The organism is Pseudoalteromonas sp. Z1A2, from assembly GCF_011378755.1.
Lineage (GTDB): Bacteria > Pseudomonadota > Gammaproteobacteria > Enterobacterales > Alteromonadaceae > Pseudoalteromonas > Pseudoalteromonas distincta.
Genome location: NZ_WTKX01000019.1, coordinates 66,968 through 81,614 on the forward strand (window position 1 = coordinate 66,968; position 14,647 = coordinate 81,614).

Sequence of the window (14,647 nt, forward strand, 5' to 3'; positions counted from 1 at the left end):
TCTCATACAAAAACCGACATTAAAACGTCAATTTTTAATTACGGTTGATAAAACCAGCAATTTCAGGACCAAATTCTTTAATTAAACGATTCCACTCAACCATTGGCATTCTAACATCTAACAGCCAATTACCTTGCTCATCAAATTGCTCTTCATGCACTGCATTTAAACTGAACAATGCAGCTCTTAAGCGACCATACAATGGCGTAAGAAATAATGTTTCGTTAAACATCTTCTTAGCTAGTAACTCACTGATAGCCTCGCTAAGTAATTCACACCCTTCACCAGTCTGAGCGCTAAGCCATACTCTTATAGGTTGACCTTCGTCATCTCGATCAATACGTGGGCTTACGTTATCCAGCGCATCAATTTTATTATAAATTAATAGCTGTGGTACTTCATCGGCCTCAATTTCTTTAAGCACCGATTGTACTTGTTCAATATTTTCTTGCAGACGTGAGTCTGCGGCATCAATTACATGTAACTGCAAATCAGCTTCGCGAGTTTCAGTAAGCGTTGCTTTAAAAGCAGCAACTAAGTCATGTGGTAGGTGACGAATAAAGCCCACTGTATCAGCTAAGATAACAGGGCCAACATCACCTAACTCAAGCTTACGTAGAGTCGGATCAAGCGTGGCAAACAACTGATCGGCCGCGTATACATCTGAATTTGTAATTCGATTAAATAATGTAGATTTACCCGCATTGGTATAACCAACTAATGAAACTGTAGGTATTTCGTTGCGAGTACGAGCTCGCCTACCTTGTTCACGTTGCACTGCAACTTTAGCTAAACGTGCACGAATATTTTGAATACGGGCACGAAGTAATCTTCTGTCAGTTTCAAGTTGAGTTTCACCAGGACCACGTAAACCAATCCCGCCTTTTTGACGTTCAAGGTGAGTCCAGCCTCGAATTAATCGAGTCGACATATGGCGAAGTTGAGCCAATTCAACTTGCAGCTTACCCTCGTGGGTACGTGCGCGCTGGGCAAAAATATCAAGAATTAGCGTCGTTCTATCAAGCACACGACATTGACAAACGCGCTCTAAATTACGCTCTTGTGATGGCCTAAGTTGATGATTAAAAATTACGACATCTGCTTTGTGGATTTTGACAATCTCAGCTATTTCCTCTGCTTTACCGGTACCGACGAATAGTTTCGGATGTGGTGCTTGACGGCTGCCTTGCACAACCGCCAAACTACTAACACCAGCAGAAGATACCAACATTTCTAATTCGTGAAGATCTTCACGATCTCCTTCTTTAGGCAAGTCGATATGAACTAAAATTGCCTGTTCGCCGGATTCATAGCGGTCAAACAAACATTATGCTCCTAATTAAAAGTTTCCAGCTTCTGCCTCTTCAGTGTCTTCACTCCCTTGAACTGCTTGGAAGTTAACTGCGCGAGCAGGGACAACTGTAGAAATTGCATGCTTATAAACCATTTGATTTACGGTGTTCTCTAGTAAAATAACAAATTGGTCAAATGACTGAATTTTGCCTTGTAATTTTATGCCATTTACCAAAAAGATTGATACTGGAATGCGCTCACGTCGTAGTGCATTCAAAAATGGGTCTTGTAACGATTGGCCTTTTGCCATGTTATTGTTCCTTCGTTCTAGGTGTTATTATAATTAAGTGGCTGAACTTATTTGATAAAAAACAATATTCAACTACTACTAGCTTAGCGAACTTACTACACGATGCAAGTTTTCTTCGTCGCCTGTTGTTAACCAAGTAACATCAGGCCAACTACGAAGCCACGTTAACTGCCGTTTTGCCAGCTGACGTGTTGCTGCGATGCCACGAAAAACCATTTCATCATGGTTTGTTTCACCCGCAAGGTAATCCCACATTTGTCTATAACCAACACAACGAATAGAAGGCATATTGGGGTGTAAATCCTTACGTAGATATAGGGTCGAAACTTCATTTTCAAACCCCTGATCAATCATTATTTTAAACCTTTCTTCAATTCGGCGGTGTAATTCACTGCGTTCTTGCGGTGCAATCGCAAATTGATGAAAAGTATAAGGTAAAGCCGGCTGTTTTTGCATTTGCAACTCAGTCATGGTCTTACCAGTTAACCTGTAAACCTCTAAAGCTCGATTAATTCTTTGTGAATCATTTTCACTTATTTTTTCGGCTGCTTTTGGGTCAACTTTAACTAATTCTTTATATAAATGAGGCCAGCCAAATTCTTTCGCTTGCGCTTCTAACTCTGTTCTTATCTCTGTATCTGCTTCAGGTAAAGGCGATAAACCATCAATTAAAGATTTGAAGTACAGCATTGTACCTCCAACCAATACAGGCACTTTACCTTGTCTGTGAAATTCGTCAATTTTTTGCACTGCATCGCGCCTAAAATCTGCAACTGAATACGTTTCACTCGGGTCAAGTAGATCAATTAAATGATGCGGAGCTTTGGCTAATTCTTCCGCATCAGGTTTTGCTGTACCAATGTCCATACCTTTATACACTAGCGCTGAATCTACGCTGATTATTTCTGTATTTAAATGCTCGCACAGCGAGATTGCCAATGCTGTTTTACCTGCTGCAGTTGGACCCATTAAAAATATAACTGGTAAATTACTCAACACTGATACCTTAATCTAATTGCGTTAAATAGTGATTTAGCTCTATTTTAACTGCTTTTTTACGCAAGCGTTCAATAGTTTGTGGATTATTTTGTAAGCGCATTTGTTGCGCTAAAAATATATTGCTTAAATAAAATCGGGTCGGCACGCATTTCATTTGCCATTCTAACCAATTCTCTATATTTTCAAGTTTTGCTTTACACGCATCAAGTAGCTCACCTACCGCTGCACTTACATCAAGTAAATATAAACACGCTGGCAATTTTTTAACCATTACAAATTGTTTTTCTATTACAAGTTCAAAACCAAGTAAGGTAAACCACGATTGCTGGGATTCTATAAGTAAGCAATCTTCTTTTTCTAAGTTTACTCGCACTGGTAACAAAAGGGCTTTCCCTTCTAAACTTCCGAACTCTTTAATTTGATTATGCCAATCATCTACCAATGCATATTTGAAATGTGAGCAATACAATTGCTGCTCAACACTAAATACACACGCACCTTCATTAACACTGATGATTGAAACTGTCTTTAAAACATTATGCGCAGACTCTAACTGGTGTTGTGCTACGGGTATGTTTGCTACATTATCAAAATGCGCAGCGTGTTGCTCACTCACACCTTGATAAAACGCGTTTACATCATGATGGCTCGTACTTGGTGTATCACGGTATGCCCCGCCACCGCCAACACTTCTAGTACCTGATGCTGAACTACCTGCACTTCCAGAGTAAGAGGGCTGTAATTGCGATTTAGGGTAATCAAATACTCCATCCGCTTTTATATCATTAGAACTACTATGCGCTGACCCCATAAACACAGGCGCAGATTCCACCTCAGAGCTAAGCGGTTCATTCGTAAACTCACCTTGCAGCGGCACTACCACTTGCTTAATAGCCTGTAATATAAAGTCATGAATTAAGCGCCCTTGATGAAAACGGACTTCATGCTTAGCTGGATGAACATTTACATCAACCTGCCGAGGGTCTATATCAATATAAATGACAAAACCGGGTAATTCTTGTGTTCCGCTTACTTCTTCAAATGCCTGGCGTATAGCATGCAGAATAAGTTTATCGCGCATCATACGATTATTAACATAAGTATACTGAGTCGTATTAGCTGAACCTACAGGTAGCACCCAACCATGCAGCTGTAAGCCACCCTCTCCTGATTGAATATGCAAACCTTGCTCAGCAAAAGCCTTACCTGCAACTTGCGCTACACGTGTAATAGCCTGAGAGGGTTCTGTCTTCGCACGATACTGCCTTACTACTTTTTCGTTGTGAGTTAGTGTAATAGAGACATCAAAGCGACTAAGCGCAATACGCTTTATCAACTCATCAATATGGCTAAATTCCGTTTTTTCGGTACGCAAGAATTTACGACGAGCTGGGGTGTTAAAAAATAAATCTTTTACTTCAATGGTTGTGCCATCAGGGTGCGCTACTGGCTTTACTTGCACGGCCATATCGCGACCTTCTGCAAATGCTTGCCAAGCAGCTTCTTGATCTTTTGGTTTTGAGCTCAGCGTTAAACGCGATACAGAGCTAATTGACGCAAGCGCTTCTCCCCTAAAACCAAGTGAACAAATATTTTCAAGGTCATCTAGAGATTTTAATTTACTCGTAGCGTGACGAGAAAGCGCGAGCGTTAGCTCATCTTTACTTATCCCTGAACCGTTATCACGTATACGAATAAGCTTATGACCGCCACGCTCTATATCTATCTGAATACGTGTAGCGCCAGCATCTAAACTGTTTTCGACTAGCTCTTTTACTACCGACGCTGGGCGCTCAACCACTTCGCCTGCGGCAATTTGGTTAGCTAAACGCGCGGGTAATATTTCAATATTCATGAGATTTCCTAGCAAGCATTGCGCTAATAATAATGACTAACTTTGTGGTATATCGAGCTCTTGCCCAATAAACAAAGTATTAGAGCTAAGCTTATTAACTTGTTTTAATTCAGTGACTGTAATGCCATAGCGACTCGCCAACATACTTAAAGATTCACCCGGGCGTACCTTGTGCTTTGTTGGATATTGCGACTTTAATTTAGCAAATAAAGAGTCATCAGGTGGATTTTTTAAATAGTAATTTTTAATTGAAGTAAATATAGCTTTAGCCAAACGCTCTTGATGGTTAGCACTTTTAAGCAGCTTTTCTTCTCGTGGGTTAGATATAAACCCTGTTTCTACTAAAATTGATGGGATATCTGGTGATTTAAGTACAGCAAGACTCGCATGTTGGGGATCTTTCTTATGCAACTTAGCAACTTTACGTAGCTCTTTAACCACTTCGTCAGCTACGTTTAAGCCGGTTTTCATAGAGTGATCCATCGACATATCAAGTAATGCTTGCGCTAAGTATTTTTCGTTAGCGGCATCTTTCATTACATCCGCAGCGCCACCTAAAAGCTCAGAGTGCTTTTCTTTATCTTCTATCCATTTACCTATCTCTGAATTAGCACGCCTTAACGACAACACCCAAACAGAGGCACCATTTGGTCCCGGGCTCGTAAATGCATCAGCATGAATAGAGACAAAAAAGTCGGCCTTTTTTTCACGAGCACGATTGGTGCGCGTATTAAGTTTTACAAAGTAGTCACCGCTTCGTACCATGCGCGAAATCATCCCACGTTCGCCATCAATCATGCGCTCTAAACGTTTTGCAATTTGCAGTGTTACTGTTTTTTCGTACGTGCCAGAGGGACCAATTGAACCTGGATCTTCGCCGCCATGACCCGCATCAATTGCAATCACAATATCGCGTTCTTGGCTTAACTGGCGGTTTTTAGCTGCGGTTTGAGCAGGAGAAACAACTGTGGCAGCTTGGCTTTTATTGTATAAATCAACAACGAGCCTGTTTTTATAAGGGCCTGTAGGCGCTAAAGCAAATACAACTGGCTTTACTGGTGCGTTTAATTCAAACACTAACCGAACACTGTGCTTATTTTTAGGTTTTGAGTAGCGTAGCTTGCTCACTATTTGATGTTTTGGTGGTACACCTGGTAGTATTTTTAACTCGCTAGTGTTTTCTAAATCAATTACTAAGCGGCTTGGGTTTTTAAGCATGAAATAGCTAAAGTCAGGCTTATCATTTAAATCAAATACCACACGCGTACTATCAGGGGACGGCCATACGCGTACACTATTAATTGTATTTTTGGCCCACAGCGGCAAGCTTATGGTAATAACCATAAGGTAAATAAAGAGTTTAACTACACCTCGGCTCATTTGATAATTACTGCCTTAACTATATTATTATTTGTTATTTAGTTTTTCGACAATTGCTACACCACGCTCACTGGCGCTATTAATAACAATTTTACGTTTGTTACCCATATAGCTTAGAGTAATATCTAAATCAGGCACAGGAATAAATTCACCACCTTTTTCTGGCCACTCAACAACGCAAATTGCATCTGGTGAAAAATAATCGCGTATTCCCATGTATTCTAGTTCTTCAGGTTCACCTAAGCGGTATAAATCAAAATGATAAACATTTGCGCGCTCGAGTTCATAAGGTTCAACAAGTGTATACGTTGGGCTTTTAACTTTGCCTGTATGTCCAAAGCCTTGCACTACACCTCGAGTAAACGTTGTTTTACCAGCGCCTAAATCACCATGTAAATAAATAACCGCACCTTGCTCTATAATATCAGCAACGCAATTACCCATTGCGACCGTGGCTACTTCATCAGTCAAATGAAATTCAAAACTACGCGTCATTACTACCTCAAAAATTCATTCAAAAGCGCATATTTGCTAATCATACCAGAATATTAATTTAAGGCGATAAATTGAGGTTTTAGACATAAAAAAACCAGATAAGCTGATAATGAAAGTTGTGTATGGATGTCTATTTTCGATACTTTGAAGCTGTATCATTGTAATAAAATAATGTAAGTGAGTTCTCAGACTAAAAGATAGTAAAAGAAAAGTAACACCACGAATTAGATGACCCCATATTGGCATTAAATTAACTGAGATATGTAAGTTTATTATCTAACTTCTTCTGATTCAGCAGATGGTTCTGCTAGCAAAAAAGTAACTGGTAAATGAAACTCTCAACTACTCCCCAAGATAACTTTATATTTTTAGATAAAAGACTAATCCAGGTGACCCGCTCACCCTAGTTTACTGTTTACAGGTGCTTTAAATACAAAAAGCCCCAGCTAATGCCGGGGCTTTTTACAAAACTAACTTAATTAAAAAATTAAGCTTGTTTTGGACTAGAAATAACGTCCACTAAAGTCCAAGATTTATTCTTAGAAATTGGTGCGCATTCACGGATAGTAACTACGTCACCCGTTTTTGCTGTGTTATTTTCGTCATGTACGTGTAACTTAGTCGTACGTTTAATGAATTTCCCATAGATTGGGTGCTTCACGTAACGTGCGATAGCGATAGTGAAAGATTTTTCCATCTTGTCGCTGATTACACGGCCTTGAAGAGTACGAATTTTATCGCTCATTATTGACCTGCCTTCTGGTTAATAACTGTTTTTACACGCGCGATATCGCGGCGTACTGTTCTTAGCGTGTGTGTCTGAGCTAACTGACCAGTGCTAGCTTGCATGCGCATATTAAATTGCTCACGAAGTAGTCCTAGAAGTTCAGCATTAAGCTCTTCTACGCTTTTATCTTTTAGTTCGCTAGCTTTCATCACATTACCGTCCGAGTTACGAAAGTTGTTTTGAATGGCAATTTACGAGCAGCAAGGTCGAATGCTTCACGAGCAAGCTCTTCTGAAACACCTTCCATTTCGTAAAGTACTTTACCAGGCTGAATTTCAGCAACCCAATATTCAACAGAACCTTTACCTTTACCCATACGAACTTCAAGAGGTTTTTCTGTAATCGGTTTGTCAGGGAAGACACGAATCCAGATTTTACCTTGACGTTTCACGTGACGCGTCATAGCACGACGAGCTGCTTCGATTTGACGAGCAGTCATACGGCCACGGCCAGTTGCTTTCAATCCGAAAGTACCGAAGCTTACTTTGTTACCGTTTTGCGCTAAACCGCGGTTGCGGCCTTTGTGCATTTTACGGAATTTTGTACGTTTTGGCTGTAACATTACTCGCTACCTCTACTTAGCACTTTTCTTGGCTTTCTTTGGTGCGCGTTTAGCTGGCTTCTCTTGCTCTTGTACTAGTGGTAAACCACCAATAACTTCGCCTTTGAAGATCCAAACTTTAACACCAATGATACCATAAGTGGTTAAGGCTTCAGAAGTTGCGTAATCGATATCAGCACGAAGAGTATGTAGAGGTACACGACCTTCACGATACCATTCTGAACGTGCGATTTCAGCGCCGCCAAGACGACCGCTAACTTCAACTTTAATCCCTTTAGAACCGATGCGCATTGCATTTTGTACCGAACGCTTCATAGCGCGACGGAACATAACACGACGTTCTAGTTGAGAGGCAATGCCGTCTGCTACTAGTTGTGCATCTAGTTCTGGTTTACGTACTTCAGAGATATTAATCTGAGCAGGTACACCAGCGATTTTAGTTACCGCTTGACGTAATTTTTCTACGTCTTCGCCTTTTTTACCGATAACAACACCCGGACGAGCCGTGTGGATTGTTACTCGGATTGATTTTGCTGGACGCTCAATAACGATTTTAGACACAGAAGCCGTTTTCAATTCCTTTGTAAGGAATGTACGAACTTTGTGATCGCCAAAAAGCTGTGCAGAGAAATCTTTTGAACTCGCGTACCAGGTAGAAACCCAAGGTTTAGATATACCTAGGCGAATACCAGTAGGATGAACTTTTTGTCCCATTACTTATACTCCTAGCTATCTGAAACCATAACAGTGATATGGCTTGTACGCTTAAGGATGCGGTCTGCGCGTCCTTTAGCACGAGGCATAATACGTTTCATTGTAGGACCATCGTCCACAAAGATCGTTGTTATACGAAGCTCATCAATGTCAGCACCTTCGTTATGCTCTGCGTTAGCAATAGCAGACTCAAGTACTTTCTTAACTAATACAGCGGCTTTCTTAGGGCTGTACGCCAGGATTTCTAGTGCGCGATCTACAGGTAACCCACGGATCTGATCTGCAACTAGACGTGCTTTTTGCGCCGAACCAGAGGCGAATTTATGTTTAGCTAATGCTTGCATTTATCTTCCCCTCTTATCGTTTCTTCGCTTTCTTATCCGCAGCATGGCCACGGTAAGTGCGAGTTGGTGCAAATTCACCTAGTTTGTGACCGATCATTTCGTCAGAAACGAAAACTGGTACGTGCTGGCGACCATTATGGACAGCAATGGTCAATCCGATCATGTTAGGTATGATCATTGAACGACGGCTCCAAGTTTTAATTGGCTTTTTCTCACCGCTTTCCAAAGCTTTCTCTACCTTCTTCAGCAAGTGTAGGTCTATAAAAGGACCCTTCTTGAGAGAGCGTGGCATGGCTATTCCTCAATATTACTTAGTACGACGACGTACTATAAATTTATCCGTACGCTTGTTCTTACGCGTCTTCGCACCTTTAGTCGGTTTACCCCATGGAGACACAGGATGACGACCACCAGATGTACGACCTTCACCACCACCGTGTGGGTGATCTACCGGGTTCATGGCAACACCACGAACTGTCGGACGAATACCACGCCAGCGATTTGCACCTGCTTTACCAAGTGAACGAAGCATATGCTCAGCATTGCCTACTTCACCTAGAGTCGCACGACAATCAGATTCAACTTTACGAACTTCGCCTGAACGAAGACGTAATGTTACATACTGACCATCACGAGCAAGGATTTGAACGTATGCACCAGCAGAACGTGCGATTTGAGCACCTTTACCTGGTTTTAATTCTACGTTGTGAACAGTCGAACCTACAGGCATATTACGCATTGGTAATGCATTACCAGGCTTGATTGGTGCATCAACACCAGACTGGATTGCATCGCCAGCTTTTAAGCCTTTAGGTGCGATAATGTAACGACGCTCACCGTCTGCATATAATACAAGAGCGATGTTTGCGCTACGATTTGGATCGTATTCTAAACGTTCAACAGTAGCTGGAATGCCATCTTTAGTACGTTTAAAATCGATTAAACGGTAGTGTTGTTTATGACCACCACCGATATGACGAACCGTAATACGACCATTGTTATTACGACCACCTGATTTAGAGTTTTTCTCTAAAAGTGGTGCGTATGGCTTACCCTTATGTAGATCAGAGTTAACCACTTTAACTAGGTGACGACGGCCCGCAGAAGTAGGCTTACACTTTTGAAGTGCCATAATTCTATCCCCTTATTACTCGGCGCCGCCGACAAAGTCTAGCTCGCTGCCTTCTTTAAGAGTAACGTAAGCTTTCTTCCAGTCGCTACGACGACCGAAACGTGCGCCAGTACGTTTTGTTTTACCCTTAACGTTAAGTGTGCGAACACCAGTTACTTCTACTTCAAAAAGCTTCTCAACTGCTACTTTAATTTCAGCTTTAGTTGCGTCATTTACTACTTTAAAAACAATAGTATTGTTTTCTTCAGCAGCAATTGTGCTTTTTTCAGAGATATGTGGAGCAAGGATCACTTTTAAAAGACGTTCTTCGCGAATCATGCTAGCGCCTCCTCAAGTTGCTTAACAGCAGCGGCTGTAATAAGTACCTTATCGAAAGCAATTAAGCTTACAGGATCGATACCAGCTACATCACGTGTGTCAACCTTATAAAGGTTACGTGCCGATAAGAAAAGATTTTCATCTACTTCTTCAGTCACGATAAGAACATCTTTAAGCTCAAGTTCTTTAAGCTTAGCAACTAGTTCTTTAGTTTTTGGTGCTGCTAGAGCAAAACTTTCAACAACGATTAAACGCTCTTGACGAACTAATTCAGATAAGATGCTTTTAATCGCACCACGGTACATTTTACGGTTTACTTTTTGGCTGTGGTCTTGTGGTTTAGCTGCAAAGCTAACGCCACCTGAACGCCAAATTGGGCTACGGATTGTACCGGCACGTGCACGGCCAGTACCTTTTTGAGCCCATGGTTTTTTACCACCACCGCTTACTTCAGAACGTGTCTTCTGAGCACGAGTACCTTGACGAGCACCTGCTGCGTATGCAACAACTACTTGATGTACTAATGCTTCGTTAAACTCACGTCCAAAAGTAGCTTCAGAAACTTCAAGACCGCCAGAAGCGTCTTTAATTGCTAATTCCATCACTAAATCTCCAGGACTTATGCTTTAACAGCTGGTTTAACGATAACGTCACCGCCAATAGCTCCAGGTACTGCACCCTTAACTAAAAGCAAATTACGCTCAGCGTCAACGCGAACTAGTTCTAAGTTTTGAGTCGTTACACGCTCAGCACCCATATGACCGGCCATTTTCTTACCTTTAAACACCTTACCAGGTGATTGGTTTTGACCGATTGAACCAGGAGCACGGTGAGATAGAGAGTTACCATGTGTAGCGTCTTGCATGCTGAAATTCCAGCGCTTAACACCACCTTGGAAACCTTTACCTTTAGAAGTACCGGTTACGTCAACCTTGTTGATTTCGTTGAATAATTCAACAGTAAGCTCAGCGCCTACTTCAAAATCGCCTTCACCACCGTTAAGGCGGAATTCCCACAGACCGCGACCCGCTTCAACACCAGCTTTAGCGAAATGACCCGCTTTAGCTTTGTTTACACGACTTGCTTTTTTAGTGCCTGCGGTTACTTGAAGCGCGTTATAACCGTCTGTTGCGTCAGATTTGATCTGAGCAATGCGGTTAGGTGTCGCTTCAATAACTGTCACAGGGATAGATACACCATCTTCAGTGAAGATTCGTGTCATACCCACTTTACGACCGACTAGACCTAATGCCATTTTCCTAAAACCTCTCTAATCTTTCGATTAACCCAGGCTGATTTGAACATCAACACCAGCAGCAAGATCTAAACGCATAAGCGCGTCTACAGTCTTGTCAGTTGGTTCTACGATGTCTATCAGACGTTTATGGGTGCGGATCTCGTACTGATCACGCGCATCTTTATTAACGTGCGGTGAAGTTAGTACAGTAAAACGTTCAAAGCGTGTAGGTAGTGGGATTGGACCACGTACTTGTGCGCCAGTGCGTTTCGCAGTTTCCACGATTTCTGCCGTTGATTGGTCAATCAAACGGTGGTCAAAAGCTTTTAGGCGAATACGAATGCGTTGATTTGACATTCTTAACCTCAATATAAAGAGCATATAAAAGAGCATAAAAAAACGACCGAAACAATCTTAAAACTTAAGATGTCGGCTGTTTGATTATATCTACGTTGAGTTCCAAATCGGAACTCCTGTTTATTAGCTTGAAATCCAAGCTTAATTTATCCTTTCAAGTTCCCAGAGGAATTTTGAAAGCCTGCGTATTATAGAGGTATTGGTGATAAATGCAACAACTATTTAGAAACAATACAATGCCTATAAATTTGATTAAATAAGCACCCATACATGCTTACTAGCTATACTTGAACTAATACCTCTACTGTTAGTCAATAAACAAGTTAACACCTTAATTACGCAAACTAAGGGATTTTTAGATATTATGGTATCCTACTGCGCTAATTTTGCCCTTAATACTCTCAATATGGTGAGTCGATGCGTATTTTTAATTATTGTTTAAATGTTATGTCTGCTGGATTTAGCCGCTTATTTGTAAAAAGCAAAGTGCTGCCAGAAAATCCGATTAAACAGTATGATCTAAACCCTGAGTACCCTACATTTTATATAGTGCGTTTAAATTCACGATTTGATTTAGCGGCTCTCGCACATGCGTGTAAAAAAAATGGTCTACCTAGCCCAACTGAAGAGCAAGTATTAGGTAACCAAGATTTAGACCGTTTTATTGGTATTAAAAATCCACCACCACTTTTTGGTGATGAAGCTAAGCCAACCAATGCTTTAGCCCAAGGCAAGCAAATTATTGAGTACTTAATAAAAAGCGGTCAGCAAAACGTACAAGTGGTGCCTGTTACTATTTTATGGGGGCGCGATCCAGGTAAAGAAAAGCCAGGACTACGTACTTTAATTACACACTCTCTTACTCCAAGCTGGTTTAGAAAGTTTTTTGTGGTGTTATTTTCAGGGCGCGATAACTTTATTCGCTTTAGCCAACCACTCGACTTATCACTTTTAGTCAATGAAAAAGCCGATGTAAGCGAGTTACCACATAAATTATTACGCGTAGCGCGTGTTCACTTTAAGCGCCAAAAGCTAGCTGCTACAGGCCCTAAAATGCCATCTCGTGAGCAATTGTTTAATTCATTATTAGCGTCACCTACTATAAAAAAAGCAATTCAAGATGAAGCTAACGCTAAAAACATTAGCCAAACAGAAGCTCGTCAAAATGCACTTAAGCTACTTGATGAAATAGCCGCTAATTACTCTGAAGCAATAATACGTGTGGCCGAAAGGTTTTTAACTTGGTTATGGAATAAGCTTTATAATGGTATTGATATTAAACACGCCGAACAAATTCATGAACTAACAGATAAAGGTCATGAAATAATCTATATGCCTTGTCATCGCAGTCATATGGATTACTTACTGCTTACTTACTCTATTTATCATTTAGGCTTAGTTCCACCACATATAGCTGCAGGTATAAATCTTAACTTTTTCCCTGCCGGTGGCATATTTAGACGCTCTGGGGCATTCTTTATTCGTCGCTCGTTTGCAGGCAATAAACTTTATTCTGCCATATTCAAAGAGTATTTAAGCCAACTGTTTATTAAAGGTTACTCTGTTAAGTTTTACACGGAAGGCGGTCGAAGCCGAACTGGGCGCTTACTTCCGCCTAAAACGGGTATGCTATCTATGACATTACAAGCAATGCTACGCGGAATAGACAGACCAATATCTATCGTTCCTGTGTACATTGGCTACGAGCACGTCATGGAAATTAACACCTACCTTAAAGAGCTGGATGGAAAAGATAAAAAAGGCGAATCTATATTTGGTATTTTTAAGGCAATCAAAAACCTCAAAAACTACGGTCGTGGTAATTTAAACTTTGGTGATCCAATCTCGATTAACCAATACTTAAACGATAACCAACCTGATTGGCGTGATTCAATACACCCTACCGATGTGCAAAAGCCGCAATGGTTAGCGCCACAAGTAACTAAACTTGCCGACCAAGTAATGGTTAAAATTAATAATGCAGCGGCGCTTAATGCGGTTAACTTACTAGCGATGATATTGCTGGTTAACGATAAACAAGCATTGAGTAAACCAAAGCTATTAGCACAACTTGATTTTTATCTGCGTTTACAGCGCGATGCCAGCTATAGCGATAAAGTAACCGCGCCAGACGAAACACCAGAGCAATTACTAAAGCATGCATTAAAGCTGAATAAGTTTGAAGTTATCAGTGATGAGTTTGGCGAAATTATTACTATTAGCGATAAAGAAAAAGTATTGTTTAATTACTACCGCAACAATATTTTGCACTTGTTTGCAGTACCAAGCTTAATTGCACTACATCTATTTAAACAACACAGCACAACTATTGAGCAATGCCAGCAACTTGTAAAAACGTTTTATCCATTATTTGCTAAAGAATGGTATTTACAGCCTCTTGATGAAAACTATATAACGCGTATTTTAGCTAATTTTGCCGATCAAAATTTAATTGAGTTTGATGGCAATAACATTCATATAACAAACGGTAATGACTGCTTAGCTAAGCTAGAGATGCTTGGACGAGCACTTAGTTTTACTCTACAACGTTACGCTATTGTGATTGGTTTTATTCAAACAAGTGATGGCATTGAAAAAGCCGAGCTTGAAAGAGAGAGCCAAGTGCTTGCACAGCGTTTAGGTACACTGCATGGCATAAAAACACCTGAGTTTTTTGACAAAAAAGTACTTGTTAGTTTTATCGAAAACTTACGTGGTGAGTCATTAATAACAGAGGGTGATAAGGGCTTAGTAGGTAGCACACAACTATGTGAAACCTACGCACACCTTAAAACATTACTGCCAGCACGCGTCTGGCAGTCAATCAGCGATATAGTTCAAGATCAGTGTAACTAGCAATGCAT

General features: G+C 40.8%; 18 protein-coding genes. 1 reads left to right on the plus strand and 17 read right to left on the minus strand.

The window, feature by feature from the left end; translation table 11 throughout:
- Positions 1 to 34: 34 nt before the first annotated feature.
- The 17 genes from hflX to rpsJ all read right to left on the minus strand — a co-directional run bounded on the left by hflX (position 35) and on the right by rpsJ (position 11,783).
- Positions 35 to 1,324, minus strand: a complete 1,290-nt coding sequence (gene hflX, locus GQR47_RS13690) for a ribosome rescue GTPase HflX (RefSeq protein ID WP_024597267.1) — start codon at positions 1,322 to 1,324, stop codon at positions 35 to 37.
- 15 nt (positions 1,325 to 1,339) lie between these two features.
- Positions 1,340 to 1,603 (minus strand): RNA chaperone Hfq, encoded by a 264-nt coding sequence (hfq, locus tag GQR47_RS13695; protein WP_024597268.1) that lies wholly within the window; start codon positions 1,601 to 1,603, stop codon positions 1,340 to 1,342.
- 78 nt (positions 1,604 to 1,681) lie between these two features.
- Positions 1,682 to 2,599: a tRNA (adenosine(37)-N6)-dimethylallyltransferase MiaA gene (miaA, locus tag GQR47_RS13700; RefSeq protein ID WP_024597269.1), complete on the minus strand. Its 918-nt coding sequence runs from the start codon at positions 2,597 to 2,599 to the stop codon at positions 1,682 to 1,684.
- Positions 2,600 to 2,609: 10 nt separating this feature from the next.
- Positions 2,610 to 4,457, minus strand: a complete 1,848-nt coding sequence (gene mutL, locus GQR47_RS13705) for a DNA mismatch repair endonuclease MutL (protein ID WP_024597270.1) — start codon at positions 4,455 to 4,457, stop codon at positions 2,610 to 2,612.
- 36 nt (positions 4,458 to 4,493) lie between these two features.
- Positions 4,494 to 5,837 carry an N-acetylmuramoyl-L-alanine amidase gene (locus tag GQR47_RS13710; RefSeq protein ID WP_024597271.1) on the minus strand — a complete coding sequence of 448 codons (1,344 nt, stop codon included), beginning with the start codon at positions 5,835 to 5,837 and terminating at the stop codon, positions 4,494 to 4,496.
- A gap of 27 nt (positions 5,838 to 5,864) precedes the next feature.
- Positions 5,865 to 6,332 carry a tRNA (adenosine(37)-N6)-threonylcarbamoyltransferase complex ATPase subunit type 1 TsaE gene (tsaE, locus tag GQR47_RS13715; protein WP_024597272.1) on the minus strand — a complete coding sequence of 156 codons (468 nt, stop codon included), beginning with the start codon at positions 6,330 to 6,332 and terminating at the stop codon, positions 5,865 to 5,867.
- Positions 6,333 to 6,819: 487 nt separating this feature from the next.
- Entirely contained in the window at positions 6,820 to 7,077 is a 258-nt protein-coding gene (gene rpsQ / locus GQR47_RS13720; RefSeq protein ID WP_024597273.1) for a 30S ribosomal protein S17, read from the minus strand.
- Positions 7,077 to 7,268, minus strand: a complete 192-nt coding sequence (gene rpmC / locus GQR47_RS13725; RefSeq protein WP_002957889.1) for a 50S ribosomal protein L29 — start codon at positions 7,266 to 7,268, stop codon at positions 7,077 to 7,079. Before rpmC ends, rpsQ begins: the two co-directional genes overlap by 1 nt.
- Positions 7,268 to 7,681, minus strand: a complete 414-nt coding sequence (gene rplP, locus GQR47_RS13730; protein ID WP_002957890.1) for a 50S ribosomal protein L16 — start codon at positions 7,679 to 7,681, stop codon at positions 7,268 to 7,270. Before rplP ends, rpmC begins: the two co-directional genes overlap by 1 nt.
- Positions 7,682 to 7,693: 12 nt before the next feature.
- Positions 7,694 to 8,395, minus strand: a complete 702-nt coding sequence (gene rpsC, locus GQR47_RS13735; protein WP_002957891.1) for a 30S ribosomal protein S3 — start codon at positions 8,393 to 8,395, stop codon at positions 7,694 to 7,696.
- 11 nt (positions 8,396 to 8,406) lie between these two features.
- A complete protein-coding gene (gene rplV, locus GQR47_RS13740) occupies positions 8,407 to 8,739 on the minus strand; it encodes a 50S ribosomal protein L22 (protein ID WP_002957892.1) in 333 nt (110 codons plus the stop codon).
- A 13-nt stretch (positions 8,740 to 8,752) separates the two neighbouring features.
- Entirely contained in the window at positions 8,753 to 9,031 is a 279-nt protein-coding gene (gene rpsS, locus GQR47_RS13745; RefSeq protein WP_004588689.1) for a 30S ribosomal protein S19, read from the minus strand.
- 15 nt (positions 9,032 to 9,046) lie between these two features.
- Positions 9,047 to 9,871, minus strand: a complete 825-nt coding sequence (rplB, locus tag GQR47_RS13750) for a 50S ribosomal protein L2 (protein WP_002957895.1) — start codon at positions 9,869 to 9,871, stop codon at positions 9,047 to 9,049.
- Positions 9,872 to 9,886: 15 nt separating this feature from the next.
- Positions 9,887 to 10,189, minus strand: a complete 303-nt coding sequence (rplW, locus tag GQR47_RS13755; RefSeq protein ID WP_002957896.1) for a 50S ribosomal protein L23 — start codon at positions 10,187 to 10,189, stop codon at positions 9,887 to 9,889.
- A complete protein-coding gene (rplD, locus tag GQR47_RS13760; protein WP_002957897.1) occupies positions 10,186 to 10,791 on the minus strand; it encodes a 50S ribosomal protein L4 in 606 nt (201 codons plus the stop codon). Before rplD ends, rplW begins: the two co-directional genes overlap by 4 nt.
- A 17-nt stretch (positions 10,792 to 10,808) precedes the next feature.
- Positions 10,809 to 11,444, minus strand: a complete 636-nt coding sequence (rplC, locus tag GQR47_RS13765; protein WP_002957898.1) for a 50S ribosomal protein L3 — start codon at positions 11,442 to 11,444, stop codon at positions 10,809 to 10,811.
- Between the two features lie 27 nt (positions 11,445 to 11,471).
- Complete coding sequence (gene rpsJ, locus GQR47_RS13770; protein ID WP_002957900.1) at positions 11,472 to 11,783, minus strand: 30S ribosomal protein S10; 312 nt, start codon at positions 11,781 to 11,783, stop codon at positions 11,472 to 11,474.
- A gap of 417 nt (positions 11,784 to 12,200) precedes the next feature.
- On the opposite strand from rpsJ, the gene plsB reads away from it, so the two are divergent.
- Positions 12,201 to 14,639, plus strand: a complete 2,439-nt coding sequence (gene plsB / locus GQR47_RS13775; RefSeq protein ID WP_024597274.1) for a glycerol-3-phosphate 1-O-acyltransferase PlsB — start codon at positions 12,201 to 12,203, stop codon at positions 14,637 to 14,639.
- The last annotated feature ends 8 nt before the right edge of the window (positions 14,640 to 14,647 follow it).

Bases quoted from the DNA above. Each gene is read 5' to 3' on its own strand.
- hfq (WP_024597268.1), bottom strand. From the start codon at position 1,603: ATGGCAAAAGGCCAATCGTTACAAGACCCATTTTTGAATGCACTACGA.
- mutL (WP_024597270.1), bottom strand. From the start codon at position 4,457: ATGAATATTGAAATATTACCCGCGCGTTTAGCTAACCAAATTGCCGCA.
- GQR47_RS13710 (WP_024597271.1), bottom strand. From the start codon at position 5,837: ATGAGCCGAGGTGTAGTTAAACTCTTTATTTACCTTATGGTTATTACC.
- tsaE (WP_024597272.1), bottom strand. From the start codon at position 6,332: ATGACGCGTAGTTTTGAATTTCATTTGACTGATGAAGTAGCCACGGTC.
- rpsQ (WP_024597273.1), bottom strand. From the start codon at position 7,077: ATGAGCGATAAAATTCGTACTCTTCAAGGCCGTGTAATCAGCGACAAG.
- rpmC (WP_002957889.1), bottom strand. From the start codon at position 7,268: ATGAAAGCTAGCGAACTAAAAGATAAAAGCGTAGAAGAGCTTAATGCT.
- rplP (WP_002957890.1), bottom strand. From the start codon at position 7,681: ATGTTACAGCCAAAACGTACAAAATTCCGTAAAATGCACAAAGGCCGC.
- rpsC (WP_002957891.1), bottom strand. From the start codon at position 8,395: ATGGGACAAAAAGTTCATCCTACTGGTATTCGCCTAGGTATATCTAAA.
- rplV (WP_002957892.1), bottom strand. From the start codon at position 8,739: ATGCAAGCATTAGCTAAACATAAATTCGCCTCTGGTTCGGCGCAAAAA.
- rpsS (WP_004588689.1), bottom strand. From the start codon at position 9,031: ATGCCACGCTCTCTCAAGAAGGGTCCTTTTATAGACCTACACTTGCTG.
- rplB (WP_002957895.1), bottom strand. From the start codon at position 9,871: ATGGCACTTCAAAAGTGTAAGCCTACTTCTGCGGGCCGTCGTCACCTA.
- rplW (WP_002957896.1), bottom strand. From the start codon at position 10,189: ATGATTCGCGAAGAACGTCTTTTAAAAGTGATCCTTGCTCCACATATC.
- rplD (WP_002957897.1), bottom strand. From the start codon at position 10,791: ATGGAATTAGCAATTAAAGACGCTTCTGGCGGTCTTGAAGTTTCTGAA.
- rplC (WP_002957898.1), bottom strand. From the start codon at position 11,444: ATGGCATTAGGTCTAGTCGGTCGTAAAGTGGGTATGACACGAATCTTC.
- rpsJ (WP_002957900.1), bottom strand. From the start codon at position 11,783: ATGTCAAATCAACGCATTCGTATTCGCCTAAAAGCTTTTGACCACCGT.
- plsB (WP_024597274.1), top strand. From the start codon at position 12,201: ATGCGTATTTTTAATTATTGTTTAAATGTTATGTCTGCTGGATTTAGC.